Annotated in this window: 29 protein-coding genes; 19 read left to right on the plus strand and 10 right to left on the minus strand. The window is 34.3% G+C overall.

Translation table 11 applies throughout. The features are described from left to right. Nucleotides 1-99: 99 nt before the first annotated feature. Nucleotides 100-258: a lmo0937 family membrane protein gene (locus GBH57_RS09480; protein WP_151674252.1), complete on the plus strand. Its 159-nt coding sequence runs from the start codon at nucleotides 100-102 to the stop codon at nucleotides 256-258. Between the two features lie 255 nt (nucleotides 259-513). On the opposite strand, the gene GBH57_RS09485 is transcribed toward GBH57_RS09480, so the two are convergent. Next, complete coding sequence (locus GBH57_RS09485; protein WP_151674253.1) at nucleotides 514-684, minus strand: CDGSH iron-sulfur domain-containing protein; 171 nt, start codon at nucleotides 682-684, stop codon at nucleotides 514-516. Nucleotides 685-754: 70 nt separating this feature from the next. On the opposite strand from GBH57_RS09485, the gene GBH57_RS09490 reads away from it, so the two are divergent. From GBH57_RS09490 to GBH57_RS09535, 10 genes are all read left to right on the plus strand, one after another. Beyond that, entirely contained in the window at nucleotides 755-1,444 is a 690-nt protein-coding gene (locus tag GBH57_RS09490) for a hypothetical protein (protein ID WP_151674254.1), read from the plus strand. 7 nt (nucleotides 1,445-1,451) lie between these two features. After that, on the plus strand, nucleotides 1,452-2,714 hold the full coding sequence (kynU, locus tag GBH57_RS09495) for a kynureninase (RefSeq protein ID WP_151674255.1): 1,263 nt from the start codon (nucleotides 1,452-1,454) through the stop codon (nucleotides 2,712-2,714). A gap of 10 nt (nucleotides 2,715-2,724) precedes the next feature. Further along, nucleotides 2,725-4,128 carry an FAD-dependent oxidoreductase gene (locus GBH57_RS09500; RefSeq protein ID WP_151674256.1) on the plus strand — a complete coding sequence of 468 codons (1,404 nt, stop codon included), beginning with the start codon at nucleotides 2,725-2,727 and terminating at the stop codon, nucleotides 4,126-4,128. Nucleotides 4,129-4,236: 108 nt separating this feature from the next. Beyond that, nucleotides 4,237-4,650, plus strand: coding sequence for a RidA family protein (locus GBH57_RS09505; protein WP_151674257.1), 414 nt, complete (start codon nucleotides 4,237-4,239; stop codon nucleotides 4,648-4,650). A gap of 46 nt (nucleotides 4,651-4,696) precedes the next feature. Then, the gene (locus GBH57_RS09510; RefSeq protein WP_235904683.1) at nucleotides 4,697-5,491 is read left to right on the plus strand and encodes an alpha/beta hydrolase; all 795 of its coding nucleotides are present in this window, start codon (nucleotides 4,697-4,699) and stop codon (nucleotides 5,489-5,491) included. Nucleotides 5,492-5,502: 11 nt separating this feature from the next. Beyond that, nucleotides 5,503-6,948: an aldehyde dehydrogenase gene (locus tag GBH57_RS09515; protein WP_151674258.1), complete on the plus strand. Its 1,446-nt coding sequence runs from the start codon at nucleotides 5,503-5,505 to the stop codon at nucleotides 6,946-6,948. Between the two features lie 159 nt (nucleotides 6,949-7,107). After that, complete coding sequence (locus GBH57_RS09520) at nucleotides 7,108-7,893, plus strand: SDR family oxidoreductase (protein WP_151674259.1); 786 nt, start codon at nucleotides 7,108-7,110, stop codon at nucleotides 7,891-7,893. A 117-nt stretch (nucleotides 7,894-8,010) separates the two neighbouring features. After that, complete coding sequence (locus GBH57_RS09525; protein ID WP_151674260.1) at nucleotides 8,011-9,096, plus strand: amidohydrolase family protein; 1,086 nt, start codon at nucleotides 8,011-8,013, stop codon at nucleotides 9,094-9,096. A 3-nt stretch (nucleotides 9,097-9,099) separates the two neighbouring features. Beyond that, entirely contained in the window at nucleotides 9,100-9,492 is a 393-nt protein-coding gene (locus GBH57_RS09530; RefSeq protein WP_151674261.1) for a DMP19 family protein, read from the plus strand. A 12-nt stretch (nucleotides 9,493-9,504) separates the two neighbouring features. Next, entirely contained in the window at nucleotides 9,505-10,146 is a 642-nt protein-coding gene (locus GBH57_RS09535; protein ID WP_151674262.1) for an O-methyltransferase, read from the plus strand. A gap of 82 nt (nucleotides 10,147-10,228) precedes the next feature. On the opposite strand, the gene GBH57_RS09540 is transcribed toward GBH57_RS09535, so the two are convergent. From GBH57_RS09540 to GBH57_RS09575, 8 genes are all read right to left on the minus strand, one after another. Then, nucleotides 10,229-11,749, minus strand: coding sequence for a S8 family peptidase (locus GBH57_RS09540; protein ID WP_151674263.1), 1,521 nt, complete (start codon nucleotides 11,747-11,749; stop codon nucleotides 10,229-10,231). A gap of 41 nt (nucleotides 11,750-11,790) precedes the next feature. Further along, nucleotides 11,791-12,345, minus strand: a complete 555-nt coding sequence (locus GBH57_RS09545; protein ID WP_151674264.1) for a phosphatase PAP2 family protein — start codon at nucleotides 12,343-12,345, stop codon at nucleotides 11,791-11,793. Beyond that, nucleotides 12,346-12,633 carry a Sec-independent protein translocase subunit TatA/TatB gene (locus GBH57_RS09550; protein WP_151674265.1) on the minus strand — a complete coding sequence of 96 codons (288 nt, stop codon included), beginning with the start codon at nucleotides 12,631-12,633 and terminating at the stop codon, nucleotides 12,346-12,348. It lies immediately after the preceding gene. Nucleotides 12,634-12,818: 185 nt separating this feature from the next. Next, nucleotides 12,819-15,122 carry a M1 family metallopeptidase gene (locus tag GBH57_RS09555; RefSeq protein WP_151674266.1) on the minus strand — a complete coding sequence of 768 codons (2,304 nt, stop codon included), beginning with the start codon at nucleotides 15,120-15,122 and terminating at the stop codon, nucleotides 12,819-12,821. Nucleotides 15,123-15,186: 64 nt separating this feature from the next. Further along, nucleotides 15,187-15,690: a DUF6702 family protein gene (locus GBH57_RS09560; protein WP_151674267.1), complete on the minus strand. Its 504-nt coding sequence runs from the start codon at nucleotides 15,688-15,690 to the stop codon at nucleotides 15,187-15,189. Nucleotides 15,691-15,817: 127 nt separating this feature from the next. Beyond that, the gene (locus GBH57_RS09565; protein WP_151674268.1) at nucleotides 15,818-16,585 is read right to left on the minus strand and encodes a carboxypeptidase-like regulatory domain-containing protein; all 768 of its coding nucleotides are present in this window, start codon (nucleotides 16,583-16,585) and stop codon (nucleotides 15,818-15,820) included. Beyond that, entirely contained in the window at nucleotides 16,575-17,399 is an 825-nt protein-coding gene (locus tag GBH57_RS09570) for a peptidase associated/transthyretin-like domain-containing protein (RefSeq protein ID WP_151674269.1), read from the minus strand. Before GBH57_RS09570 ends, GBH57_RS09565 begins: the two co-directional genes overlap by 11 nt. Nucleotides 17,400-17,465: 66 nt before the next feature. Beyond that, nucleotides 17,466-18,290, minus strand: coding sequence for a carboxypeptidase-like regulatory domain-containing protein (locus GBH57_RS09575; RefSeq protein WP_151674270.1), 825 nt, complete (start codon nucleotides 18,288-18,290; stop codon nucleotides 17,466-17,468). 93 nt (nucleotides 18,291-18,383) lie between these two features. On the opposite strand from GBH57_RS09575, the gene pepE reads away from it, so the two are divergent. Continuing rightward, complete coding sequence (pepE, locus tag GBH57_RS09580) at nucleotides 18,384-19,085, plus strand: dipeptidase PepE (protein WP_151674271.1); 702 nt, start codon at nucleotides 18,384-18,386, stop codon at nucleotides 19,083-19,085. 252 nt (nucleotides 19,086-19,337) lie between these two features. On the opposite strand, the gene GBH57_RS09585 is transcribed toward pepE, so the two are convergent. Beyond that, a complete protein-coding gene (locus GBH57_RS09585; RefSeq protein ID WP_235904684.1) occupies nucleotides 19,338-19,772 on the minus strand; it encodes a GNAT family N-acetyltransferase in 435 nt (144 codons plus the stop codon). A 59-nt stretch (nucleotides 19,773-19,831) separates the two neighbouring features. Between GBH57_RS09585 and GBH57_RS09590 the strand changes: the two genes are divergently transcribed. The 7 genes from GBH57_RS09590 (at nucleotide 19,832) to map (ending at nucleotide 26,824) form a co-directional block, all read left to right on the plus strand. After that, nucleotides 19,832-20,569 (plus strand): M15 family metallopeptidase, encoded by a 738-nt coding sequence (locus tag GBH57_RS09590; protein WP_151674272.1) that lies wholly within the window; start codon nucleotides 19,832-19,834, stop codon nucleotides 20,567-20,569. A 141-nt stretch (nucleotides 20,570-20,710) separates the two neighbouring features. Then, nucleotides 20,711-21,484 (plus strand): M48 family metalloprotease, encoded by a 774-nt coding sequence (locus GBH57_RS09595; protein WP_151674273.1) that lies wholly within the window; start codon nucleotides 20,711-20,713, stop codon nucleotides 21,482-21,484. Beyond that, a complete protein-coding gene (locus GBH57_RS09600; protein ID WP_151674274.1) occupies nucleotides 21,484-23,298 on the plus strand; it encodes a NosD domain-containing protein in 1,815 nt (604 codons plus the stop codon). The genes GBH57_RS09595 and GBH57_RS09600 overlap by 1 nt, the downstream gene beginning before the upstream one ends. A gap of 122 nt (nucleotides 23,299-23,420) precedes the next feature. Then, the gene (gene gpmI, locus GBH57_RS09605) at nucleotides 23,421-24,938 is read left to right on the plus strand and encodes a 2,3-bisphosphoglycerate-independent phosphoglycerate mutase (RefSeq protein ID WP_151674275.1); all 1,518 of its coding nucleotides are present in this window, start codon (nucleotides 23,421-23,423) and stop codon (nucleotides 24,936-24,938) included. A gap of 8 nt (nucleotides 24,939-24,946) precedes the next feature. Further along, nucleotides 24,947-25,573 (plus strand): TlpA family protein disulfide reductase, encoded by a 627-nt coding sequence (locus GBH57_RS09610; protein WP_151674276.1) that lies wholly within the window; start codon nucleotides 24,947-24,949, stop codon nucleotides 25,571-25,573. 42 nt (nucleotides 25,574-25,615) lie between these two features. After that, a complete protein-coding gene (locus GBH57_RS09615) occupies nucleotides 25,616-26,017 on the plus strand; it encodes a BT0820 family HAD-type phosphatase (RefSeq protein ID WP_151674277.1) in 402 nt (133 codons plus the stop codon). Nucleotides 26,018-26,020: 3 nt separating this feature from the next. Next, a complete protein-coding gene (gene map, locus GBH57_RS09620) occupies nucleotides 26,021-26,824 on the plus strand; it encodes a type I methionyl aminopeptidase (protein WP_151674278.1) in 804 nt (267 codons plus the stop codon). Nucleotides 26,825-26,826: the final 2 nt, after the last annotated feature.

Below are 26,826 nucleotides of genomic sequence, written 5' to 3' on the forward strand. Positions count from 1 at the left end.
TAAATATATTTTAACTCTTATAGTTAAACATTGTTAAATGAAAATTACAACGGCTCCTAACAATATATATTTACATAACTAATCTAAAAAACAACAATAATGAGCGATTTAATTTGGCTAGTAGTTGTAATACTAATTGTAGGATGGTTAGTAGGTTATTTTGGCTTCGGTGAAGCCGTAGGAAGCCTTATTCATATCCTTTTAGTATTGGCCGTCATCGGTATTTTATATCGATTAGCAACTGGAAGAAGACCCTAACTAAGTCTTCACAAAACTTAAACAACTAATAATTATTAAACAAACACACCATGAAAAAATTTCTTGTAGTAGTTATGGCCTTAGGCCTTTTAACCGGAACAGTAAGTTGTAGAGAAAAATCTACAGTAGAAAAAGTAGCAGATGATATTGAAGATGCTGTTGATTAATTAATAAATAAAAATTTAAAGTCCCTTTCTCAAAGTAAAGAAAGGGACTTTTTTTATGCCGAAATTTTAAAAATCTACATTAATGCTTTTAAAGTTCCCCTTTATGTGCCCCATTACAAAAAGGCATATTCTCGCTTTTACCACATCTACAAAAAGAAGCTCTAGTATCTTTAACATCTGTTGTTCTATCCTCGTGAGTAATCGTCATTTCTACCACAACGACAAGAGGTCCATTTTCAATTAAATTTACTTTTGCCAATACTATATTTTTATGTTTAAGTGTTAAACATAGCACTATAAATTCTTATTTTTACTGAAAAGCTCACCCAATGAAAAACATCTTCAGTCTATTATTAGTACTAACTATTTTCAGCTCCTGCAAAGAAAACTTGAATCCTGACACTAATAATCAATCTCTAGAACTTGACCAAAACAAAAACTTAACTACAGCTCAAACCATCGCACTTAAAAATGGTTTCAATAATTGGAAAGATGTATCCCAAATTAATTTTACATTTAATGTAGGACGAAATGGTCAAAGTGCTGGCGGTCGCCAATGGACTTGGAAACCAAAAACAAATGATGTCACTATGACCAGTATAACTGACACTGTTAGTTTTAACCGAAATACACTAGATAGTATTTCAATGAAACACGATGCTGCGTTTATTAATGATAAATTCTGGCTGCTTGCTCCATTCAATTTAGTGTGGGATAGTGGTACAAAAATTTCAGAAAAAGAAAACCAAATAGCTCCTAGATCTAAGGACACCCTAAATATGTTAACACTAACCTATAGCGATGAAGGTGGTTACACACCAGGAGATGCGTATGATTTTTATTTCGGAAATGATTATATAGTGAAGGAATGGGTTTTCAGAAAAGGTAACTCACCTGATGCATCAATGACCACAACTTGGGAAGATTACGAAAATTTCAACGGAATTAATATCGCAAAAATGCATAAAGCTGATGATGGTTTCGAAATATATTTTACTAATGTTAAAGTCATAAAATAATTAACCAATGACCTACCAAAATACCTTAGCATTTGCTCAACAATGTGACCGTGAAGATCCGCTAGCACATTTCCGAAGTAAATTTCTATTACCCAAAGACGACAAAGGAAATCCGCAAATTTACCTCTGCGGAAATTCGCTAGGCTTACAACCTGTTACAACAAAACAATATATAGAAAATGAGTTGACTGATTGGGCAAAACACGGTGTGGAAGGCCATACTGATGCTGAACACCCTTGGCTTCCTTATCACGAGTTTTTAACAAACTCTATGGCTAAAATTGTTGGCGCAAAACCTAGTGAGGTGGTAATGATGAATACCCTTACTACAAACTTGCACTTAATGATGGTATCATTTTATCAGCCTACAAAAACTAAATATAAAATTGTAATTGAAAGTGATGCATTCCCCAGCGATAAATATGCAATGGAAAGCCAACTTAAGTTTCACGGTTTTGATTCTAAAGAAGGACTGGTTTTATGGACACCGAGAGACGGTGAAGATTTATGCCGCTTTGAAGACCTTGAAAAAATAATGGAAGAACAAGGCGATGAAATTGCGTTATTAATGATTGGCAGTACAAATTATTACAGTGGTCAACATTTCCCATTAAAAAAAATAACAGAGTTAGGCCATTCTCACAACTGCATGGTTGGTTTTGACTTAGCACACGGAGCTGGAAACATCCAGCCAGATTTACACAACACAGGAGCAGATTTTGCTGTATGGTGTAGCTACAAATATTTAAACAGTGGCCCAGGAAGTTTGGGTGGTTGTTTTGTTCATGAACGTCACGCAGATAACAAAGACCTCAACCGCTTTGCAGGATGGTGGGGACATAATAAAGAAACTCGTTTTAATATGCGTCACGAATTTGATGCTCTTTCAGGCGCTGAAGGTTGGCAATTAAGCAACCCTCCTATTTTATCTATGGCAGCTATTAGAGCTAGTTTAGATATTTACGAAGAAGCAGGCTTTGATACTATTAGAGCAAAAAGCGAAAAACTTACAGGCTATTTAGAGTACTTATTAGATGAACTAGACAACGATCAAATACATATAATTACACCTAGAGATAAAGCAGAACGCGGTTGTCAATTAAGTATCCAAGTTAAAAATGCAAATAAAGATTTACACACAAAACTTACAAAAGCACACGTAATAAGTGACTGGCGAGAACCGGATGTTATTAGGGTTGCTCCAGCACCTCTATATAACAATTATGAAGATGTATTTGAGTTTGTTGAACGATTGAAAAACGTATTGTAATACTAGAAACATGACAGAAAAACAACACCTATTACTTATTGGCGCAGGACTGTGTGGAAGCCTTCTTGCGCTTAGAATGGCTCAACGTGGATTTCAAGTAACACTTGTAGAAAAACGTCCAGACTTGCGCGATGTTACTCAGGATGCAGGACGCTCAATAAACTTAGCACTAAGTGATCGTGGATTAAAAGGTCTACGTTTAGCAGGCGTAGAAGAAAAAGCTTTAGAATTATGTATCCCAATGTTAGGGAGAATGATTCACGATAAAGAAGGCAACACCTTTATGAGTAACTACAGCGGTCGTGATGGCGAATATATAAATTCGATATCTCGTCCTGGTTTGAATATGTTACTGCTAGATGCTGCTGAAGCAATGCCAAACGTTGAGATTATTTTCAACAAAGGCTGTAAATCTGTCGATCTTGAAAACGCATCTGCTGTTTTCGAAGACTACACTACAAAAGAAAGAACCGAATTAAAAGGTGACATTATTTTAGGAACGGACGGTGCTGGTTCCGTAGTTAGAAAAAGCATGTTTAATGATAGAAATTTCTTGTTTAGTTTTTCACAAGACTATTTAACTCACGGCTATAAAGAAATTACAATTCCTGCCTCAGATAGTGGAGGATATAGAACCGAAAAAGGTGCATTGCATATCTGGCCAAGAGGTGAAGATATGTTAATTGCACTTCCAAATTTAGACGGTAGTTTTACGGTAACATTGTTTTTACCGTATTCAAATAGCGACTACTGTTTTGATAATTTAACAACACCTGAAATGGTTACAGAATATTTTACAAAGGAGTATCCTGATGCCGTTGCATTAATGCCTAACCTTGTCGAAGAATTTTTTGACAACCCAACGGGACCATTAGGAACTATTAAATGCTCCCCTTGGAACAGCTATGGAAAATCATTAATTTTAGGAGATGCTGCTCACGCCATCGTTCCATTTTATGGTCAAGGAATGAATGCATCATTTGAAGATGTGGTGGTTTTTGATGAAATTTTAGAGAACCAAAAAGATGCTTCAATAGATTGGAAAAAAGTATTCTACGAGTACGAAAAAGCTCGTAAACATGATACTGATGCTATTGCAGACCTTGCAGTAGACAACTTTCACGAAATGAAAGAGCACACAGCAAGCCCATTATTTCAACAAAAAAGGAAGATTGAAATGATTTTAGAATCGCAATTTCCTGATGTGTATTCAAGTAAATATTCCCTAGTTACTTTCAATGAAAATATTGGGTATGCAGAAGCTTTAAGAAAAGGAAGAGCACAAGACAAAGCCATTCTAAATTTATTAGATGACAAAAAAATATCTGAAGCTGATAAACCTTCGGAAATTTTAAACATTGTAATAAGCGAAACGAATGCCATATTACACGATGATGATGTAGCCTTTTCATAAAGAATAAGACTTCAAATTAAATATAAATGTTCCCTCGAGCGCAGTCGAGGAAACTTTCAAAATATCAATTTCAATTTAGACCTCGGCTGCGCTCGACCAGACAATATTATGGGACTAGTTAAAGACAAAGCAACACCACGAGGAGCATATCCACATATTAAAAGAGCAGGCGATTTTCTATTTGTAAGTGGTACAAGTTCCCGTTTACCAGACAATACTATAGCAGGAGCAAATAAAATCGATGAAATGGGAACTATCTTTCTTGACATTAAAGAACAAACTCGTGCTGTTTTAAACAACATAAAAGATGTATTAGCTACGGAGGGCGCAACTATGGAAGACGTTGTTGACGTAGGTAGTTTTTTAGTTAATATGAATGACTTTGGTGGTTACAACCAAGTTTATGGCGAATTTTTCAGCAAAGAAACTGGGCCAGCTAGAACTACTGTTGCGGTACATCAATTACCGCATCCACATCTTAACATCGAAATTAAAGTAACCGCTTATAAACCTTTAAATTAAAAGTTTGAAAATCGATTTCCTTAAATACAGTTTGAAATTATGCCTTTTGCTTTGTATAGCTTCGGGTACCGTATCTGCGCAAAAAAATATAAAAGATGTTTCATCTAAAGCTTTTGAGATAGGAAAAATAATCACTGTAAAATCGGATATATTAAAAGAAAATCGAACATTAAACATCTATTTTCCAGAGGGATATGACACTTCAGATAAAAAATACCCTGTCATCTATTTACTTGATGGATCTGCAAATGAAGATTTTATTCATATTGCTGGTTTGGTACAATTTCAATCGTTTTCTTGGTTGGATATCATCCCAGAAAGTATAGTCGTTGGGATTGCAAATATTGACCGAAAACGAGATTTCACATATCCTTCAAACAGCGAGCTTGATAATAAAGAGCTCCCCACTTCAGGAGGTTCTGAAAAATTTATTCAGTTTTTAAGAGATGAATTACAACCGTATATGGCTTCGAACTTTAAAATTTCCGAAGTAAAAACGATTATTGGACAATCACTTGGTGGACTTTTAGCTTCGGAAATTGTATTAAAACAACCATCGCTATTTGATAACTATTTAATTGTTAGCCCAAGTACTTGGTGGGATGATGAGTCGCTTTTAAAGATGAAACCCACAGAAGTCAAAAAACCAATAAACATTTTTGTTGCAGTAGGAACAGAGGGACCTTTAATGCAAACTGGAGCAACTAAACTTTATTACAACCTTTTACAAGCGCACGGAGAAAAGAATAAGGTAACATTTAAATTTCTTGAAAATCTAAATCACGGAGACACATTACACCTTGCCGCTTATTTAGGATTAGAAACATTTTTCAAAAAATAACAATTGGAATTATGCAGTATTTAAACAACTACATTGACGGGAATTATGCAGATCCTATTGCAGACGATTGGCTAGACCTTTACAATCCAAGCAACGGAGACGTTTATGGTAAACTTGCCAAATCTAAAAAAGAGGATGTTGAAAATGCGTATAAAGCTGCAGCTGTTGCATTCCCATCTTGGAGTAATACCTCAATAGATGAACGAAGCAGAATACTTTTAAAAGTTGCCGAGTTAATTGAAAAAAACCTTGACAGATTAGCTGAAGCGGAATCAATGGATAATGGGAAACCATTAAGCTTAGCAAAGGCCGTAGACATCCCAAGAGCATCATCAAACTTTAGATTTTTCGGTAATGCCATTACACAGTTTGCTAGTGAAGCACACGAAAGTGTAGGGATGAATACAATGAATTTCACACTACGTCAACCCATAGGTGTTGTTGGTTGTATCTCCCCATGGAATCTACCTTTATACCTTTTTACTTGGAAAGTAGCCCCAGCAATTGCTGCTGGTAATTGCGTGGTTGCTAAACCAAGTGAAGTAACACCGCTAACTGCTTTTCTTTTAGGTGAAATATTAACCGAAGCAGGATTGCCAAAAGGTGTTTTAAACATTGTACAAGGGGTTGGCCCAGAAACTGGACAAGCAATTGTGGAGCATCCAAATATAAAAGCCATTTCGTTTACAGGTGGCACAAAAACAGGTGAGCATCTTGCTCGCACTGCAGCTCCAATGTTTAAAAAGCTCTCTTTAGAATTGGGAGGAAAAAATCCCAATCTAATTTTTGCTGATTGTAATTATGATAAATTGATAGATACTACAGTAAGATCTTCATTTGCTAATCAAGGTCAAATATGTTTATGCGGAAGCAGAATTTTTGTAGAACGCAGTTTATATTCAAAATTCAAAAGTGATTTTGTGGCGAAAGTTTCAGCTTTAAAAATTGGAGACCCTTCTAAAGCTGACACTAATATAGGTGCTTTAGTTTCAAAGGAACATTTAGAAAAAGTACAATCATATATTGCTTTAGCAGAAACGGAAGGGGATACTATTTTATGTGGTGGGAAACGAATTACTGTTGAAGGATTAGAAAACGGCTATTATTTAGAACCTACTATTATTGAAGTAACTTCAAATAGCTGTAAACTAAACCAAGAAGAAATTTTTGGACCCGTTGTAACGATTATGCCATTTGATACTGAAGATGAAGTTATTGCTATGGCTAATGATGTAAAATATGGTTTATCTTCTACATTATGGACAAGTAATGTAAACAGAACAATGCGCGTTTCTAAAAAATTAGAAGCTGGAATAGTTTGGGTAAACACATGGTTAAATCGTGATTTGAGAACGCCTTTTGGCGGAGTTAAACAAAGTGGCGTAGGCCGTGAAGGTGGCTTTGAAGCACTTAAATTTTTTACGGAAGCTAAGAACGTTTGTATTTCCTATGACTAAAACTTTAATCACACTAGAAATATATTAATATCCAGAGTTGTCACATAACTTAATGGTATTAATAAATTATTAAAAAGCGGCTGGCCGGATAATTTAGAATATGCAATTTTAGAAACTGACGAGCTCAAAAACTAATAAAATAAACATTGATATAGCATTATGAATCTTAATTTAAAAAACAAAAAAGCAATGATTTGCGGTGGAAGTGCAGGAATTGGCGAAGCAGCAGCACAGGAATTAGCTTCGTTAGGCGCAACCATAACACTAGTAGCTCGTAATGAAGAAAAGCTAAAAGCTTCTCTTAAAACACTAGCTACGCAAGATGGACAACAACACGAATACATTGTAGCTGATTTTACAAACCCGCAATTACTAAAAGAGAAAGTAACCGCTGCTACTCAAAACAAAAACTTTCATATTTTACTAAATAATACTGGTGGACCAAAAGGTGGACCAATATTTTCGGCAGATACATCTGAGTTTATTAAAGCTTTTTCTATGCATCTTGAATGTAATCAGATCTTAGTACAAGCAGTAGTTCCTGGAATGAAAACGGATAATTATGGACGTATTATTAATGTTATTTCCACATCAGTAAAACAACCTATTGATGGATTAGGTGTAAGTAATACCATTCGTGGTGCAGTTGCAAGCTGGAGTAAAACAATGGCAAATGAGCTAGGGCAATTTGGGATTACAGTAAATAATGTATTACCAGGGTTCACCGCAACTGATAGACTTGCTAGTATTTTAAGCAATGCTGCTAAACGTTTTGACGGTTCAGAAGAAAAAGCAGAGGCATTTATGAAGAGTGTAGTTCCTGCAAGACGCTTTGCACAACCTGAGGAAGTAGCAAATGCAATAGCATTTTTAGCAAGTCCAGCTGCTGGATACATCAACGGAATTAATTTACCAGTTGATGGTGGGCGCACAAAAAGCCTATAAATTATTTAGACTCTTCCCTAATGCGTAAGGGTTCATTGAGAAATTTAATTGTAACTTTATCAAAGACGAAATTTCACCAACTAACTAGTAAGTTTTTAGCTTACGCCAAAATAACACATGGAAAAAAGAAAGCTCAGAATTAACGGCCACTCACACCTACTTCCTTATCCTGAAGAGATTCCTCAATTTATGCAGGACAAAGAAATATTTTGGGTAGATAAAGACCGAAAATTTATGCTCCAAAAGGACTGGAGCCGTCCAGTTACGGATTCTAGTTTTTTCCTTGATGAAAAATTAGCGTGGATGGAAAAATACAAAATTGACCACGCAGTTGTATTAAACCTTTCCCAACTCTATGGAAACGGGCTTCGTTTAGAAGAAATGAAACAAGCTTTAAGATTCCAAAACGACTTTAATGCAAAAGTTCAACGAGAAAACCCTTCTAAGTTTACTTGCGGTTTTGTAGTACATCCTGGTGTAGTTAGAGGGGCATTATGGGAAATTGAAAGATGTGTAGAAGAACTAGGTATGCAATTATTGTGTTTACCTACACATTATATGGATACAATTGGGACTTGGCGTTGTATTTTTGATGAAGAAAATGAACCTATTTTCGAAATGGCAAGTAAGTATAATTTAGCTGTTGAAATTCATCCATACGATGGAGAAAAATTCATCAAACTTGAAAATACTTCTTGGCGCTTTCACTTAATATGGATGCTTGCACAATGTGCAGATGCTTACCACTTTTTAACGTTAAATGGATACGCAGATAAATATCCTGGAATGCGAACTTGTTTTGCTCACGGTGGACAGTTAGCTCAAATGAATTTAGGAAGACGTATTCAAGGTTTTGATGGCCGTCCAGATTTATTTGAAGGAAAAACACACCCTCGTAAAGCTGTAGGACATAAAAATATTTTCTTTGATACTCTTGTACACGATACTGGAGGATTAGAGCTTTTATTAAAAAATCAAGGCTCGAAACAAATAGTAATGGGACTTGATGATCCATATCCTTTAGGTGAAATGGAAAGTGAAAAGCAATCATCATACCCTGGAAAAATACTTGATTTAGCTAAAAAACAACATATTCTAAATGATGCACAATGTGACGCCATCTGGGAAGACAATGTAATCCAATGGTTATGTGGAGATGATGAGGTTGCTAAGAAAAAATTGATTGAACGTATTTTAAGCTAATTAATGACAAGAGACGATTTTCAAGAAGCATGGGAACTTATAGTTGTTAAAGGATTTAGCAACTATGAAGAACTCACTAAAAATGAACGAATTTGGTTTAATATTGAACCTCTAGTAGTTGATGGATTAATAGACCACTATATAAATTACGGAGCTGAATACAACTCAGATACTATAGCAGATTTAAAACTTTTAAATCAACATGAAATAGCTGAGTTAATGATTGAATTCAATTCAAAATTTAAAAAAGGTGTTCCCGCAGACATTGATGACAGGAATGGTGAAATTGGAAAATTTAAAGAAGCTTTTATTGAAGAAATTGATGAGAAATTCTGGGTATTGAATGACAAACTTGAAATATCTTTGCTGTCACACATCACTCAAAATTTTAAATAAAAGTAATTTCAAATGCATTTCCTTCCAGAAAACATAGACGACTACGCAGTAAAGCACTCACAAGAAGAGCCAGAATTACTTCAGAAACTCACACGAGAAACTTGGCAAAAAGTATTAGCTCCACGAATGTTAAGTGGTCATTTTCAGGGTCGTGTACTAAGTATGATTTCTAAGCTTTTGAATCCTAAAAATATTTTAGAAATTGGCACTTATACAGGCTATTCGGCTTTATGTTTAGCCGAAGGTATGAAGAAAGATGGTGTATTACATACCATTGATATTAATGAAGAATTATTTGATTTACAACGCAAATACTTCGAAATGTCAGATTTCGGGACAAATATCAAACAGCACATTGGTGATGCAGTACAAATAATCCCAACTATTGATTTAAAGTTTGACCTTGTTTTTATAGATGCAGACAAACGCAACTACCCAAAATATCTTGAAATCATTGTATCTAGGATGAATTCTGGTGGAATTATTTTAAGTGATAATGTATTATGGAGTGGTAAAGTAGTAGAGCCATTAAAAGAAGACGATTTAGACACCAAAGCTATTTTAGAATACAACACGTCACTAAACACACATCCGCTTTTAGAAACCGTTTTATTACCAATTAGAGATGGATTAACCATTAGTAGAGTTAAGTAATAACATTTTTAAAATTTCAGAATAAAAAAAGCATCGCTTCCTATTATGGTAGCGATGCTTTTAATTTTGTATGAGCTATTATTTATTGAACAGCTTGTAAAGCATCAATATTTCCGTAGCCTTTGGTGCTGCTTTTGTAAGGATATAAATCGGCACTTTGACGAAGCCTTTGTAAAACTTGATCTCTATTCCAATTTGGATATTTAGACCAAACTAACGCAGCAATACCTGCAGTTGTTGCAGTTGCTACACTAGAACCCCCTACATAGCTTGATTGTCCATTATTAAAACCAAGTACAGTACTTGTTCTATTATTATTATTGTCACGTTCCATAACAACGGTAAACTCTATTTGACTACCGTCGTGACATACATCACACTGTTGATAATTTCCGCTATCAGTAACTCCTGTAACCGCTACTGTTTCGCTCATACTTGCAGGAAAAATAACAGGGTACCAGTTTGTAAAATCTAATGAAGTTCCTCCAGCAGCAAAAATTAATTTTCCTTTACTATGTGCATAACGCACTCCATCTTTTACATTACCTATACTCCAAGGATACCCAATTGACATTGAAATTATTTTAACATCACTCCTATTTCCTAATTGTACTAATGCATTTTTAACACCTTTACGTTCGTGGTAATCATTTAGAACAACATCTTCCGTAGCTCTATATGAAACTAAATTACTGTTATAAGCAACACCTACTGGAAGATTGTTATTATTTCTTGGAGATGCTATTGTTGCAGACATACTTGTACCGTGACCACACCTATCATTAGGACCATCAATATTAGTACTCCACCACCAGTTAGAATCTATAAAAGTCCCATATTTCTGTACTGTTCTACCAGAACTATAACCATCATTAAAATTACTACCTAATAAAGACTGATTAGGAGAAATCCCAGTATCGACAACTGCCACTGTAACATTTGCTCCAGTACTATGTTGCCAAGCCTGCGTTATATTATGTTTATCGTACGTCCAGCTAACTAATGAACCTGGCGCTACTGTTCTATAATCAGCACTATTTAGTGTTTGTCCATCTTGGCTACAACCGCTCGATGAACGTTGGTTTTCAGGATAATTTGTATTTGTAAAAAATGAATATCCATTAGGCTCTAAATATCGAATGTCCTTTCTTTTACGTAGTTCGGTAATGCTATTAATATTTTCAACAACTACATCTACAACATTTAACACCTCATCATCTTCTACTAACGCTTGCTTTTTTGTCTTCTTTTCTGAAATTTGAACCACTTCAAGAATGCTATTTTTTGAAATGTTTAGTCTAGATTTATTCTGACTTGTGCTGAAACTTTCGCCGATATTTCCATAACCAATAGTCAGTAAGTTTTTTCCGTGTACCGTGGCACTCCACAGCACTTGATCTGAAGTATTATTCCAATCAAATTCGCCTGTTTCACGTAATTCTTTATCAATAATTTGATTGATTTGGTCGATAGATAGCAAATCCTGAGATATTGAATTTTCTAAAGATGCTTCTGTATCGATTGTAGATGCTATAGGTTCTTGTGAACAATTCACAAATAGCAACAGACCTACGGTTGCAAGTAAGAGGTAAGATTTTTTCATAAAATGAATATGGGTTGATTTAAGAACCTAAGATATGCATTTTATAATTTTTTAACAAAATATTTAGATATTCGATAACCAAATACTCCAAATATTGCTCCCACTAATGCTCCAACTAATATATCACTAGGATAATGCACACCAACATATAATCGACTCATTACAAAAAGTAAAGGCCATAAATATGCTATATAGATCCATTTAGTATACTTTCTAAGTGTAAGTGTGATAAATGTTACAATTGCAAAACTTGAAGAAGCATGACCTGAGAAAAAACTAAAGTTTTCTGGCTTTTGCAATATTCTAATTATTGATGAAAATGCTTTAACATTGTTAGGCCGTAAACGCTCTATATTACCTTTTACAAGATCTGTAAACAGCATAGTAACTGCAAAAGTTACAAGCAAAGAGCCTATAAGTATGGCACCTTTTTTCCAACCGTAAAAATGAAATAATAGAAAGAAAAACAATGCAAATAATGGAATCCAAGTTTCAATGTGTGTGACTGTAATCCAAAAGCTATCGTATTGTTCTATTCCAAGGCTATTGAACCAAACAAATAAATCACGATCCCATTTTTTTATTGCCTCGTACATTTAGAATTTCCCTCTTTTGACGGAGCCGCCAAACTCTTCAATATCATCTTTAATAGAATCAATTTCTTTTCTAACATCTTTTGTGATGTCAATATCTAAACCTTGCTTTTCAGCAGTTTTAGTGATTTCAGATTTAATATCATTAGTAGCATCTTTTATTTGACGCATCCCTTTACCTAATCCACGAGCTATTTCGGGAATTTTATCTGCACCAAAAATGAGTAGCACGAAAAAAAGTATGAAGGCTATTTCGGCACCGCTAATAAAAAGAAGATGGTTTGAAATCATAGTGCAAAGATATTCATTTTTCAATTCAGAAATAGTAATTCAGAATTATGTATTTCATAATTTAAATTATAAATATCAAACTGGTTAGATTCCAAAAATTATAACACTATAATTTAATAAAAAAGCCCGCTATGTAATAAAACATAGCGGGCTTAAATATTTAAAATTTTGGCGTAAGCTACACCTTAATTTTTCTGTCCTTCTTTGAAAGTATCAAATTCACCTAATTTTTTACGTTTTGGCCACGCATTGTTAGAGGTATCAATATCCGCAGTTTCTTCATCTGGATCTACCATAATTTTAGTAATCTCCAAATCTGACGCTATAGTTTTACCAACTTCTGCATCATTTTTTCTCCAGATTTGTGCTGGATATGTTTCACGCTTTGTAGACCCATCACTGTAAGTGTACTCAACGATAATTGGCATTGGGATTCCACCTGGCTTTTCAAAAGTAACTTCGTAGAAATACTTAGGTTGCTTTAAATTAGCTCTTTCTGCTGGAGACATATTATCCATTAAATATGTTTGTAAAGTTGTTACATCATTTAACGATTGTGTTTTCATAGACTCTTCAAACTCATCGCTACCTTCTTCAACTAAGTAAACTAATGGTGGAAGATCGCTTTCTTTCATTCCACGAGCAGCAATCATTTCTTTAATTTCTTTACTCATTTTAGATGAAACGTAGAATTTCTTTACATCTTTAACACCTATATCAGTATAGTCTGTTGTGTAGAACCAAGCTCTCCAGAACCAATCTAAGTCAACTGCAGATGCGTCTTCCATTGTGCGGAAAAAATCCTCTGGTGTTGGGTGCTTAAACATCCATCTTTGTGAGTATGTTCTAAAAGCGTGGTCAAATAACTCACGTCCCATTATAGTTTCACGTAATATGTTTAATCCTGTTGCTGGTTTAGAGTATGCGTTTGCTCCAAAATTATACGTATTTAAACCTTTAGTCATAATTGGCGCAATGTAATCTTGATCACCTGCCATATAACTAACAATGTTTTTAGCTGGTCCTCTTCTTGAAGGGTATGCCTTGTTAGGTGCAATTGCATCTGGATACCATTCACCAAAATCTTGCTCAGCAACGTATTGTACAAAAGTATTTAAACCTTCGTCCATCCATGTCCATTGACGCTCGTCACTATTAACAATCATTGGGAAATAGTTGTGCCCTACTTCGTGAATAATAACACTCATCATTCCGTATTTTGTACGATCACTGTAGCTACCATCCTTATCTGGACGACCATAGTTCCAGCAAATCATTGGGTATTCCATACCTTGTTGCTTCGCATGTACTGAAATTGCCTTGTGGTAAGGGTAATCAAATGACATACGAGAGTATGATTTTAATGTACTAGCAACTACAAGTGTTGAATAATCTTCCCATAGTGGATTTCCTTCTGGTGGATATACTGAAACCGCCATAACGTCTTTACCACCAATTTTTACTGCCATCATATCCCATAAGTAACGTCTAGATGATGCAAATCCGAAATCACGAACCATCTTAGCGTCTAACTTCCAAGTTTTCTTTGAGCGAACTTTTCCTTTAGAAGCTGCTTCAGCTTCTTCTTGAGTTACAATCATTACTGGCTTATCGTATGATTTTTTTGCCTTGTTGTAACGATTCATCATTTCTTTACTAAAAACTTCTTTACGATTTGTCAACACACCTGTTCCGTCAAGAACGTGATCTGCTGGAGTAGTTATATTTACTTCAAAATCTCCAAATGGTAATGCAAATTCATCACGACCATAAAACTGGCTGTTTTGCCATCCTTCAACATCATTATAAACCGCCATACGTGGATAGAATTGTGCAATTACATATCCTCTGTTACCATCTTCGAACGTTTCATATCCACTACGAGCTCTATCAACTGTGTGTTCAACAATGTTGTACCACCACTTGATACTGAAGCTATATTTATCTCCTGGCTGCAATGCGCTTGGCAAATCAATACGCATCATAGTTTGGTTTACTATGTGTGGAAGATTATTTCCTTTAGTATCTTTTACGTAATCAATTTTAAAACCTCCATCAAAACCTTCACCCATATACTTGTTTACGAATGATGATGCTTGCTCAACTGGAGCAGCTCCACTAGGTTCAATCAAAGGAGATTGAGACGTTTTTGCACGTACATTTTGATCTAATTGTACCCAAAGATATTCTAATACATCTGGTGAGTTGTTAGTGTATGTGATAGTTTCTTCACCGTAGATACGAGCATTCTCGTCATCCAATTCAATGTCCATTACATAATCTGCCTGTTGCTGGTAGTACTGAGGCCCTGGAGCTCCGTTTGCAGAACGGTACTGGTTAGGAGTAGAAAACTCCTGGTAAAGCTGTTTAAACCTGTTTTCGTTTGTGTGACCTGGCTTACGCTCTGTTTTACTTTCAACATCCTGAGCAAACAAGACTCCTGTTGATGAAAACAGTACCACAAGAGATAATAACTTGACTAATTTCATTGGTTTTATTTGTTAAATTTATTTGGTTTTTAAAAATAAGGTATTCCCCTACTATTGAAAGGATTTAATCAAATTTTAACAATCCTTTAGGATTTTCACGTTCAAGTATTAAACTCCTTCTATTTTTAGAAGTTTTAAAGTGAATAATATTTTGTTGATCCTCAAACATACCCATTAATACAGTGTTTTCAATCTCAACACTTTTTAAATTAGTAATATTTGTAACTTCATAAAAAAGTTTTACTTGATCTGTTTCAAATTTATGTCCAATATATTTTAAAACAACAGGTTCATTATTTACCGTTAAGGCTAATTTTTTAACAATGTATTGTTTCATCAATTCAACATCAGCCTCAGTTTCTTTTTTAGTCCCTAAATGGACTTTACGCTGTGACCTTTCGCTTAACGTTTTTTCTAAATCGTCTGTAAATATCTGAGTAATAACCTGAAGAGACTTCTTGGGCGCAACATATTCAATTTTAGTTACACTCGCATAAAATTTATGAATACCTGCTGCAGTAAGCAATGGTGCTGCAATAAGGAGTAATAGTATTGTTAAGCGTTTCATAGTAATAGGGGTATCTTTTATTAGTAATGTAGAGATGTTAATTGTTACAAAAACACTTTTTTATCTTTTTTATTATTCTGAAATATTAAACATTTATACAATGCCTAAAAGCATTAAATTTTGTTAATTATTCTTCGGCTAAATTCGCTAAATATAACGGGGCATTAGTTTTAAAAACCGTTAAAATTCCGTTATAATTTGAGAGTGCTACATCTTGTTGCATTTCCGAAGTTTCAACACACATCAACACAAAATCATAAACTCTATTTTCTGGAATTTTATATGCATCTTCAAAAAAAGATGGTGGATATAATGATAAAATAATTGCAACAGCATTTGCCTGACCTTGCCATTGCCTCATCTTTTTTAAATTTTTATAGTATCCTGAAAGATGCTTATATAAGGCATCAATATTTACTGAAACTGGCGTAATTACTTCCCCTAGCATATCTGGTATTTTTTCTTTTGGCTCTCCTTTAAAACCTGGAATTCCAACATCATCAAAATTTATATTCTTTTCAGTTTTAATATTTTTTAAATCCTTAGTTATATCTCCTGTCAATTGATTTCCTATCACAACCTCATCTAACTCATTTGTCAAATATTTGAGCGTAACAACAATACTTTGACTCACATAATTTTCTTGAGTAACAACAACCTGTTGCGGATAAAAGTTTATAGCCGAAAACACGAGCGTATCCTTAGCATTTGCTTCAATTTTAAAATTTCCGTTTTGATCAGTAATTGCATTAAAACGCGATGTTTTATTTAATATATGGATGCCTTCCACATCAATTTCATTAGTCAAATCCCCTTCAATTAAACGTTCGTTTTGAGAAAAGCTTGAGTAGCTTATTAAAAAAAGGATGATATAAAGTACTAAACTACTCTTCAATTTGAACTAAAAATATAGCACTTTGTTTAGCAATAAATTCATACAATAAAAGCTCATTTTCTAATTTCATCAAATCTTTAGGAATTCCTTTATCTCTAAGGTAATCAATAAATTGTGCTGTTCTTTCTTCAGGAATACCGTATCTACTATTAATAATTTTATCTGTAAATCTTCCTCTAAAACTATAATAGAGCTTATCATTTTCTGCAAGTATTTGCTCAGCTGTTTGCAACTTTTCTTTACTACCAAAAATAGCACGAAACAAAGCTGGAATACCTTTCCTAAAATCTAGACCATTTTGAGTTTGTCCATTATGAAATACATCATTTGCTACAATTCCTATTACTGCCGTTACAGCATCTGGAGCAAAATCGTATGCGAAGGTCAATTCTTCATATGACAAACCTAAACCTTGACTTGCGTCAAAAGTGGTTATTTTACCAACATCAACTGTAATATTTCCAGCTAAATCATAGGGTTTAATTATAACCTCTTCAAGTTGATTGACAGCTGGGTTCATATATATTTTAACTTGTCCTGTTTTAATAATACCATTATCAACAATTACTTTAAAACTTACAAACTGAAGCGCTGTTACTTCTAAACGATCATTTTCAGCCATTTCCATTTCAAAAAAACCAATTTCATTTGTAACCGTACCCTTTTGTGAGGAAATATTATAAATATGGATTCCTTCAACAGGTTCTCCTAAAGGTGCCGTAATCGCACCATTAACAAGTACTCGAGTGACTTCTTGCCCAAAAGAACTTATAGAAACTAAAAGAAATAAGAAGAGTTTTATAGTATGTTTCATTTCATATAAATATCCTAATTGATAGATTTTATTTCTAGTAGTAACCTCTACCCTTTCGCTATGTGTCTATTCTTTAAACTCTTTTAAAAATAAGCTGCTTTGCATTTTTATATATTCAAAAAGCAACAACTCATTTTCTAATTTCATTAAATTTTGTGGAATATTTTGATCCTCTAAATAATATCTAAATTGTGCTGCTTTATCTTCCGGAATATGGAACCTACTCACCATTATTTCATCTGTAAAACGAGCTTTAAAACTATGTAGCAATTTCTGATTTTCAGCTTCCAACTGTTCTGGAAATTTAGTTTTTACTGAGGATCTAAATATTGCATCAGCTAACAAAGCAACCAATCCTAAAACATTTCCCCCATTTTGAGATTGACCGTTATAAAAAACTTCTTCAGCATAATTACCTTTAATTGAAGTTTGAGCATCCGGAGCAAAATCGTACGCAAAAGTGATTTCTTCGTAAGATAAATCTAAATTTTTAGCAACGTCAAACGTTTTGATTTTACTAACATCTACTTTAATATTCCCTGTTAAATCATAGGGTCTAATTATCACTTCGGCAAGTTCGTTTACTGCAGGGTTCATATAAATTTTAACCTGTTTATTTTTAATAACACCTTCATCAATTACCACTTTAAAACTCACAAATTGCAAAGCGGTAACCTCTAAACGATCATTAACTGCCATCTCCATTTTAAAAAAACCATTTTCATCTGTAATAGTTCCTTTTTGAGCTGAAATATTATAAATATGAATCCCTTCAACAGGTTCACCCACAGGTGCTGTTATAGAACCATCAATAGGGATGCGGCTAATTTCTTGAGCAAAAGAACTTAAAGAAATAAAAAGAAAAAACAATAATAAGTGCGTAGTTTTCATATCATAAAGTTAGTCAATTAAAGGGATAAATTGTTACTTGAGACTTATTAAAACATCCACTATTTTAGTAGCTTTACGTTTTAATAAATACGAATGAAAAACGCAATTGTTGCAAGTACCTCAACCTTACACGGTGGGACTTATCTAGAATACCTTCTCAAAACTCTTGAAATTCACTTTAAAGATGCTGATGAAATACTGTTTATTCCTTTCGCTCGACCTAGCGGAATTACTCACGATGAGTACACCTCAAGAGTCCAAAAAGCTTTTAATAATATAGACAAGAAAGTTGTTGGGCTTCACACTTTTGAAGATCCTACTAATGCCATTAAAAATGCAAAAGCCATTTTTACAGGAGGAGGAAACACTTTTTTATTAGTGAAGCAAATGTACGCTTATCAAGTAATGGCTCCTTTGCGCGAAATTTTATTGAATGGCACCCCTTATTTAGGCACAAGTGCGGGAAGTAATATTTGCGGAGTGACCATGCAAAACACTAATGATATGCCTATAGTGTACCCACCTTCATTTAAAACATTAGGTATAATTCCTTTTAACATTAACGCGCATTATTTAGACCCAGACCCTACAGGAACGCATATGGGAGAAACTCGCGAAACACGCATTAAGGAATACCACACTCAAAATACGGTACCTGTTGTTGGACTTAGAGAAGGTAGTTGGCTAGATGTAAAAGGTGATACAATTACACTCTGCGGAAATTTGACAGCCCGAATATTTGAGCAAGGAAAAGAAGCTAGGGAAATAGATAGTGGAAGTTCAATCAATTTTTAAATAGAAATAGTCCCTCAAATAACAAACTACTTATTCTTTTGCGACTTACATCTTTTGAAAAAAAGAAAAATAGCAAGGATAAACATAACCCCTAAACACATCAACTGAAAGGCTATGTGTTTACCTGGATATATTAATTGAGTAACTAAAATTACTGCTAAAGGAATATAAATTATGTGCTTTTTCATAATTAAACACTATACTATTTCTTTATAAAGATAGAGCTTATTCTAAAAACCAAATATCAACTTCTTACTTAAGTATTTTTACAAAATGATATCCTTTGGCTACAAAGCCGTGATTGTTATAGAATTTATGTGATGGAAAATTATCGACGTAGGTATTAAGCTCTACCCAATTACAATTTTTAGACTCAGCATATTCGTAAACAAAATCTAACAATTGAGCACCTATTCCTTGGCTTCGGTACGTTGGGTTTATAATTACGTGATCTAACTCTATGCTTCGGCCGGCGTAATGTCGTGTTTGAAACCATAACCCACAACACCCTATTAATTGTGAACCATCATAAATACCTGCACATTCGTAATTTTGTAAAATCATTTCTGAAATTCGCTCAGTCAACACTTTTTGGTCCACTTTATGATTCCCTAATTGAGAGAGCAGTGGTAAAATGGTTAAAATTTCAGAAGCTTTAATTAGCCTAATATCGATTGTAGCTTTCAAATTAATGGTACTTTTAAATCAAATTAATAACGGTGAACAGGTCTACACGAAGATATAAAATGAAAGCTAAACTATATTTAACTCGATTGCTAATAATTGCGGTTTATACTATCGCAACTACTCAAGTATTTGCACAAAGCGAACAAACATTTACAGTTTCGCAGTTAATAGGAACAGGTAATCCAGATATTGTAGGGGAAACTTATACAAGTAAAATGCATAAAGATGCAAAAACTGCATTTTTAAAAATGAAAGCAGCCGCTGCAAAAGAGGGTTTTGACATTGAAGTTGTATCATCTTATCGCAGTTTCCAAAGGCAGCGTGAAATATTTGAAAGCAAATACAATAAGTTTACAAAACAAGGTCTTTCACCAGAGCAAGCCATTGATAAAATTATAGAATACTCCACAATCCCAGGGACATCTCGCCATCATTGGGGAACAGATATTGACATCATTGATGCAAATGTACCTAGACCAAAAAGCGTTTTGCAAGAAAAAAATTTTCACGGCAATGGACCATTTTGCAAATTGAAAGAATGGTTAAATAAAAATGCTGAAAGTTTCGGATTTTACGAAGTTTACACAGACAATGCTAACAGAAAAGGGTTTGAATATGAACCTTGGCATTTTAGCTATGCGCCAGTTTCAATCCCTATGCTTAAAGCCTACAGAGCACTAGATGTAAAAGCTATCATGCAAGCTGAAAAAATTAAAGGAAGTGATTTTTTTACTGATCAATTTATTGCTAAATACCGCAAAGAGAACATTTTAGATATAAATCCGGATTTACTTTAGTAGATTTGGTTTTCGATATACGCAATTCAATAATCGATATAGACACACTGTATTTCAACTGATTAAAGTCGATTATATTTATCTTGCAAAAGTTGATTACTACACTGGTAACAAACTAAAAACACCTAAACAATTACAGTCATGAGAGGAAGTTGGAAAATACGCATTATGATAGGTCTAGCTATTGCTGCCTTTACTTATTTTCAATATTGCAATAGCAAAGAAATAAACAAATATACAGGTCGCGAACAAGCAATGGCTCTTGATCCTAATGAAGAGATTGCCATGGGATTACAATCTGCTCCTCAAATGGCACAAGAATATGGCGGACTTTTCCCTGACGAGAGAGCACAACAACTAGTTGACCAAGTAGGTAAACGTTTAGTAGACAACTCAATGGCCGCTACAAGTGAATATCAATATGATTTCCACTTATTAGCTGATAGTCAAACCATCAATGCATTTGCATTACCTGGTGGACAAATTTTTATAACTTATGCTTTATTCTCTCAATTAGAAAGTGAAGACCAATTAGCAGGTGTACTTGCGCACGAAATAGGCCACGTTCTTGGTCGTCACTCTAGTGAGCGTATAGCAGAATCTGGATTGTGGCAAGGCTTAGCTCAAGCAGGATCTGTAGGTGCAGATATGGGCGGACTTATATCTAATATGGGAGCCAATAAATTACTAACTAATGGGCGTGGCGATGAGTTAGAAAGTGATGATTTGGGAGTTAGGTTTATGATTAAAGCTGGTTACGATCCTTATGAGATGATTAAGGTTATGGAGATTTTAAAAGCTAGCGCAGGTCCAAACAGAGTACCCGAACACAAAAGCACACACCCTGACCCAGAAAATAGAATTGAACAAATAAAGGAATCCATCAAAGTCTATAATTCTGAATTCGCACAATAATGAGATTATTTATTTTTCTAGTTACAGCATTTTTTTTCTTCAATAATACAAGTGCTCAAACCGAAGTAGTTCTCGAAAAAGGTTCAAATAAATCAATCCAAGATGCTGTTGATCAAATTCAGAAAAAAGGAAATAGATATGGTACAATTGTACTTAGAGATAACATTTTAGTTCGAGAAAAACTTAATATTCCAGTAACCATTGACTTGGTTTTTGAAAATTGGAGTAAACTAGTAATAGATCATTCAACAGAAGTTATCATTAAAGGTAAAATTACTTCAAACGGAAAACACATTTTCATAACTGAGAAAAATCATAACCTTAAAATCCATAATCAAGATATCGTTCCAGAATGGTTTGGGATATGTTCCTATCAAAATAATTCGGAAATTGATGACGACCCTTTTCTATCTAGAGCCATTAGAGCTTGTGTAGAAGGTGGAACTGTGTTGTTAAGAGGTATTGAATACCGCATCAGCAATACTGTTTTAGTTGACACAAAAACAATACACATAAAAGGGAACAACGTAAACTACTTCCCTGCTGAAGGACCATCTAACAACCTAACTGTTGTTAACCCAAACTTAGATGTTTTATTTGAAATTAAACAACCAGGAGTAGTAATATCATACTTAAACTTTACTGGCTATAACGGTAAAAAAGAATACTTGACAAAAGGCGGAAAAAGTAAAGCTACTGCCCTTAATTTTATAAGAAGTATTCCCACTAACCCAAATTACCCAGACCCTGTAAAGGACGTTGACGCATTAGTAACTAACTGTGGTTTCTTAAATTTTAAAAACTGTATTTATGGCGAGGGAACCAATTTGAAGATCATTGACAATCATTTTGTAGCATCCTATATTGGGGTAAATCTTCAAGAAGCTAAATACATTAATGCAAAAGGAGATACTTTAACAAATCCAAATTTCCGCGGACATGTCATCGACAGAAATAGATTCCATAGTATGGGAGGCTTTTTTCAAGATGAATTTTTAAACGATGCTGCTTGCATTAAAATAATTGCTGCGAAAGGACACTTCTTCCCAGATCCATATCACAAAAACCCCGAAAGTTATTTTGTTAGTGGTTTTTACAATCAGATTACAAACAATTACTCAGACGATAGTAAAACATTTTTTGAAGGAAGTGTTGACAGAACTAAAATTGACAACAATGTAATATTGAGTTCAACTGACACTGCCATTAAAGCTTATGGTGGAATTTACGGAACTATTTCAAACAACTTAATTGACGGCTCATTTACTTGGAACCCAAACAAACTATACCCTCGATGCGAAGAAGGAAACCCAAGCAATCCAAAAAATTGTGACGAGACTAGCAGCTTCCCTCAAGGACATGGAATTCGAGTACGTTATGCAGATCACATTTCAATAACAAACAATCAAGTTATTAATAAACGCCAACATGGAATCTATATAGAACGCTCTAGAAACTCTACTATTCATTCAAACACCATAATGAATTTTAATAGACAGGCCTATATTAGACCTGCAGTAAATGGAAAATACCAAACAATTAGCACGGGCGACCTTAAAAACTTTGATGGCATCCATATAGAATGTACATCAACCAGAGATGGCACAGCTGGTTACAATATTGAAAACAGCGTTCAAGGAAATGTAATTTCTATGCCACTAAGCCCTATTAACACAGATGCTCCAGTAGGACGCTATGGAATTTATGTAGGTGACGGAGACAGTTCAAACTTCATTAAAAACAATGCTATTACTAGCGTAAGAATGGTTCAAGGAATTAAAATTAAAACACAAGGAATGCCTTGTGAGAGATAAAACTGAATTATTTTTTTAGCCGAAATATTACTCAATAACATCAATCTGTAAAAAATATAGTACTATAAATTCATTTTACATTTCAAACTATTGAAAGATTGAGATTCTCAGTATCTTTGGGAATGGAAAAAAAAGTACTCTTAATGATTTTAGATGGCTGGGGTAATACACAAGACCCTAGCGTTTCTGCAATAGCTCAAGCAAAAACTCCTTTTATTGACCAAGCTTTAATAAAGTACCCTCACGCTAACTTACTTACCCACGGAATGAATGTAGGTCTTCCTGAAGGACAAATGGGAAATAGCGAAGTAGGACATATGAATTTAGGTGCAGGACGCATTGTATATCAAGATCTTGCTAAAATAAATCTGGCAATAGAAAATAACACTCTTAAAGATGAGCAAGTACTCAAAAATAGTTTTGAGTATGCTATCAAAAATGGAAAAAAACTTCATTTAATTGGCCTTGTTTCAGACGGTGGGGTGCATTCGCACATCAATCATATTAAGGCTTTAATTTCTGCTGCTGACGCATACGGAGTTAAAGATTTATTTGTTCATGCTTTTACAGATGGACGCGATGTAGACCCTAAATCTGGTGCAGATCACATAGAAAATCTACAAAACCACCTTAACAATTCTACTGGAAAAATCGCAAGTGTCATAGGGCGTTATTATGCTATGGATCGTGACCAACGATGGGAACGTATTCAAAAAACATATGATGTTATTTGCAAAGGAATAGGAACTAAATCTAAAGATGCTGTAGCTTCAATTAAATCTCAATATGAAACCGGAACTACTGATGAGTTTATTGAACCTATTGTTTTAACAGATGAGAACTCTCAACCATTAGCTATAATTGAAGAAGGTGATGCAGTGTTATTTTTTAATTTTAGAACAGACAGAGGTCGTGAATTAACAGAAGTTCTTAGTCAAAAAGCGCATCCTGAATATGGAATGAAGCCATTAAAACTTCATTTTACAACCCTTACTAATTATGATGCTACATTTAATAACATCCATGTAATCTATGATAAGGATAATATTATTGAAACACTAGGAGAAGTTCTAGAGAAGCATAACAAAACTCAAATTAGGATTGCCGAAACGGAGAAATACCCACACGTTACATTTTTCTTTAATGGAGGTCGTGAGAAACCTTTTGAAGGAGAAAAAAGAATTTTATGTCCATCACCTAAAGTTGCCACTTATGATTTAAAACCAGAAATGAGTGCCTTCGAGATTAGAGATAAAATTATACCTGAAATAAAAGAACGCTCTGCAGATTTTATTTGCTTAAATTTTGCAAACCCTGACATGGTAGGTCACACAGGTGTATTTGAAGCAGCTGTTAAAGCATGTGAAGTAGTTGATAAATGCGCACAAGAAGTTACTGAAACAGCCTTAGCAAATGGATATGTAACTATAATTATTGCAGATCACGGAAATAGCGAAACAATGCGAAATCCTGATGGCTCACCAAATACAGCACATACAATCAATCCAGTTCCAGTTATTATTGTAGATAATGACATCAAAAAAGTTTCAGATGGTGTGTTAGGTGATATTGCCCCTACTATTTTAAAAATTTTAGATATTCCACAACCGGAAGTAATGACACAACATTCAATAATATAAATTCAATTATGACAAATTTCTCAAAAATCTCAATCACTTTTTCATTATTTCTTGCAGTGTCATTTACTAGCTGCAAGAATAACGAAAAGAATATTTCAGAAGAAAACACAGTTGAAAACGTATTACTTGAAGAAAACAATCCTACAACTGACGACCTAAACTCAATGGTCGATGACCCAGAAAATGAAGGTGAAAAAATGTTGCTCGGTCTTGTAAACCAAGAAGGTTTTAAAGATCAATCTCATTTCCCATGGATGTACGAGGAGTTTGAGAGTTACAAGCCAAATCCAACTAAACTTCAAGAAATTAAAACATTAATAGATGGTGTAACTTTAAAAGTTTTTATGGGAACTTGGTGCGAGGATAGCCAACGTGAAATTCCACGTTTATATAAAATTCTCCACACTATTGATTACAACTTGAGCTCAATGGAAATTGCCGCTGTATCTCACGACAAAGAAACACCATCTGGACTTGAAAAAGGGTATGATTTAGAGTATGTTCCAACAATTATATTTTTGAAAAACGGAAAAGAACTTAACCGTATTGTTGAGTATACTCAAGGTGATACATTAGAAGACGACTTTATCACAATTTTAAAAGGAGAACCATATACTCCAGCCTACTCAGAATAATTACTATAATTTCCTTTATATTCTTTGTAATTTTGCAGCTCTATGAAAACTGAATCATTAACTATCGCTATAGATTTTGATGGAACTATTGTCCACGATGCGTATCCTAAAATTGGGAAACCTATCATTTTTGCTTTTGAAACAATAAAAAAACTTCAAGAGAATGGGCATCGTACAATTTTATGGACATATCGAAGAGGAAGAGCTTTGAATGAAGCAGTTGAATTCTGTAAAAAAAATGGCATTGAATTTTATGCCGTTAATAAAAGCTTTCCAGAAGAAGTATTTGACCCAGAATATAGTCGGAAAATTAACGCTGATATTTTTATAGATGATAGAAATATTGGAGGAATGAAAAGTTGGGGAGAAATTTATCAAGAAATAATAGGACCTACAGGGCCTACACACATACAGCCTAAGAAAAAAGGTTGGTTTAAATTCTAAAGAATGATCATTACAAAAACAAGAGAAGAGATTGAGCTTATGCGTGAAGCAGCGCATGTAGTTTCAAAAACCTTAGGGATGTTAGCTAAAGAAGTAAAAGTAGGCGTAACAACAAATACACTTAATGATCTAGCCGAAGCCTATATTAGAGAACAAGATGCCATTCCAGGATTTTTAGGATTATATGATTGCCCTTCAACATTGCTATGTAGTGTAAATGAAGCTGTTGTTCACGGCTTGCCAACAGACATTCCTTTAAAAGAAGGAGATGTTGTTAGTATAGATTGCGGTGCCATAAAAAATGGTTTTTACGGAGATCACGCATATACTTTTGAAGTTGGTGTTGTAAAAGAAGAAACAAGAAAATTACTTCAAACAACAAAGGAATCACTTTACATAGGTATAAGAGAATTGAAAATTGGAAACCGCGTAGGAGATGTAGGCTTTGCAATTCAAAAGTACTGTGAAGAAAAAGGTTACGGAGTAGTTAGAGAACTAGTAGGACACGGACTAGGTCGAACTATGCACGAAGATCCTGAAATGCCTAACTATGGTCGTCGAGGTAGAGGAAAAAAATTCGTTGAAGGTATGACAGTGGCTATTGAACCTATGATCAATTTAGGCACAAGAAGAATTACTCAATTACCAGATGGCTGGACAATTGTAACGCAAGACGGTAAGCCTAGTGCGCACTTTGAACACGATGTTGCTATTGTTGACGGAAAACCACAATTGCTATCAACCTTTGATTACGTATACGAAGCATTAGGCATTAAGAGCAATGAAGAAGATGAATTTAGAGCATAACA

The organism is Patiriisocius marinus (assembly GCF_008974325.1).
Taxonomy (GTDB): domain Bacteria; phylum Bacteroidota; class Bacteroidia; order Flavobacteriales; family Flavobacteriaceae; genus Patiriisocius; species Patiriisocius marinus.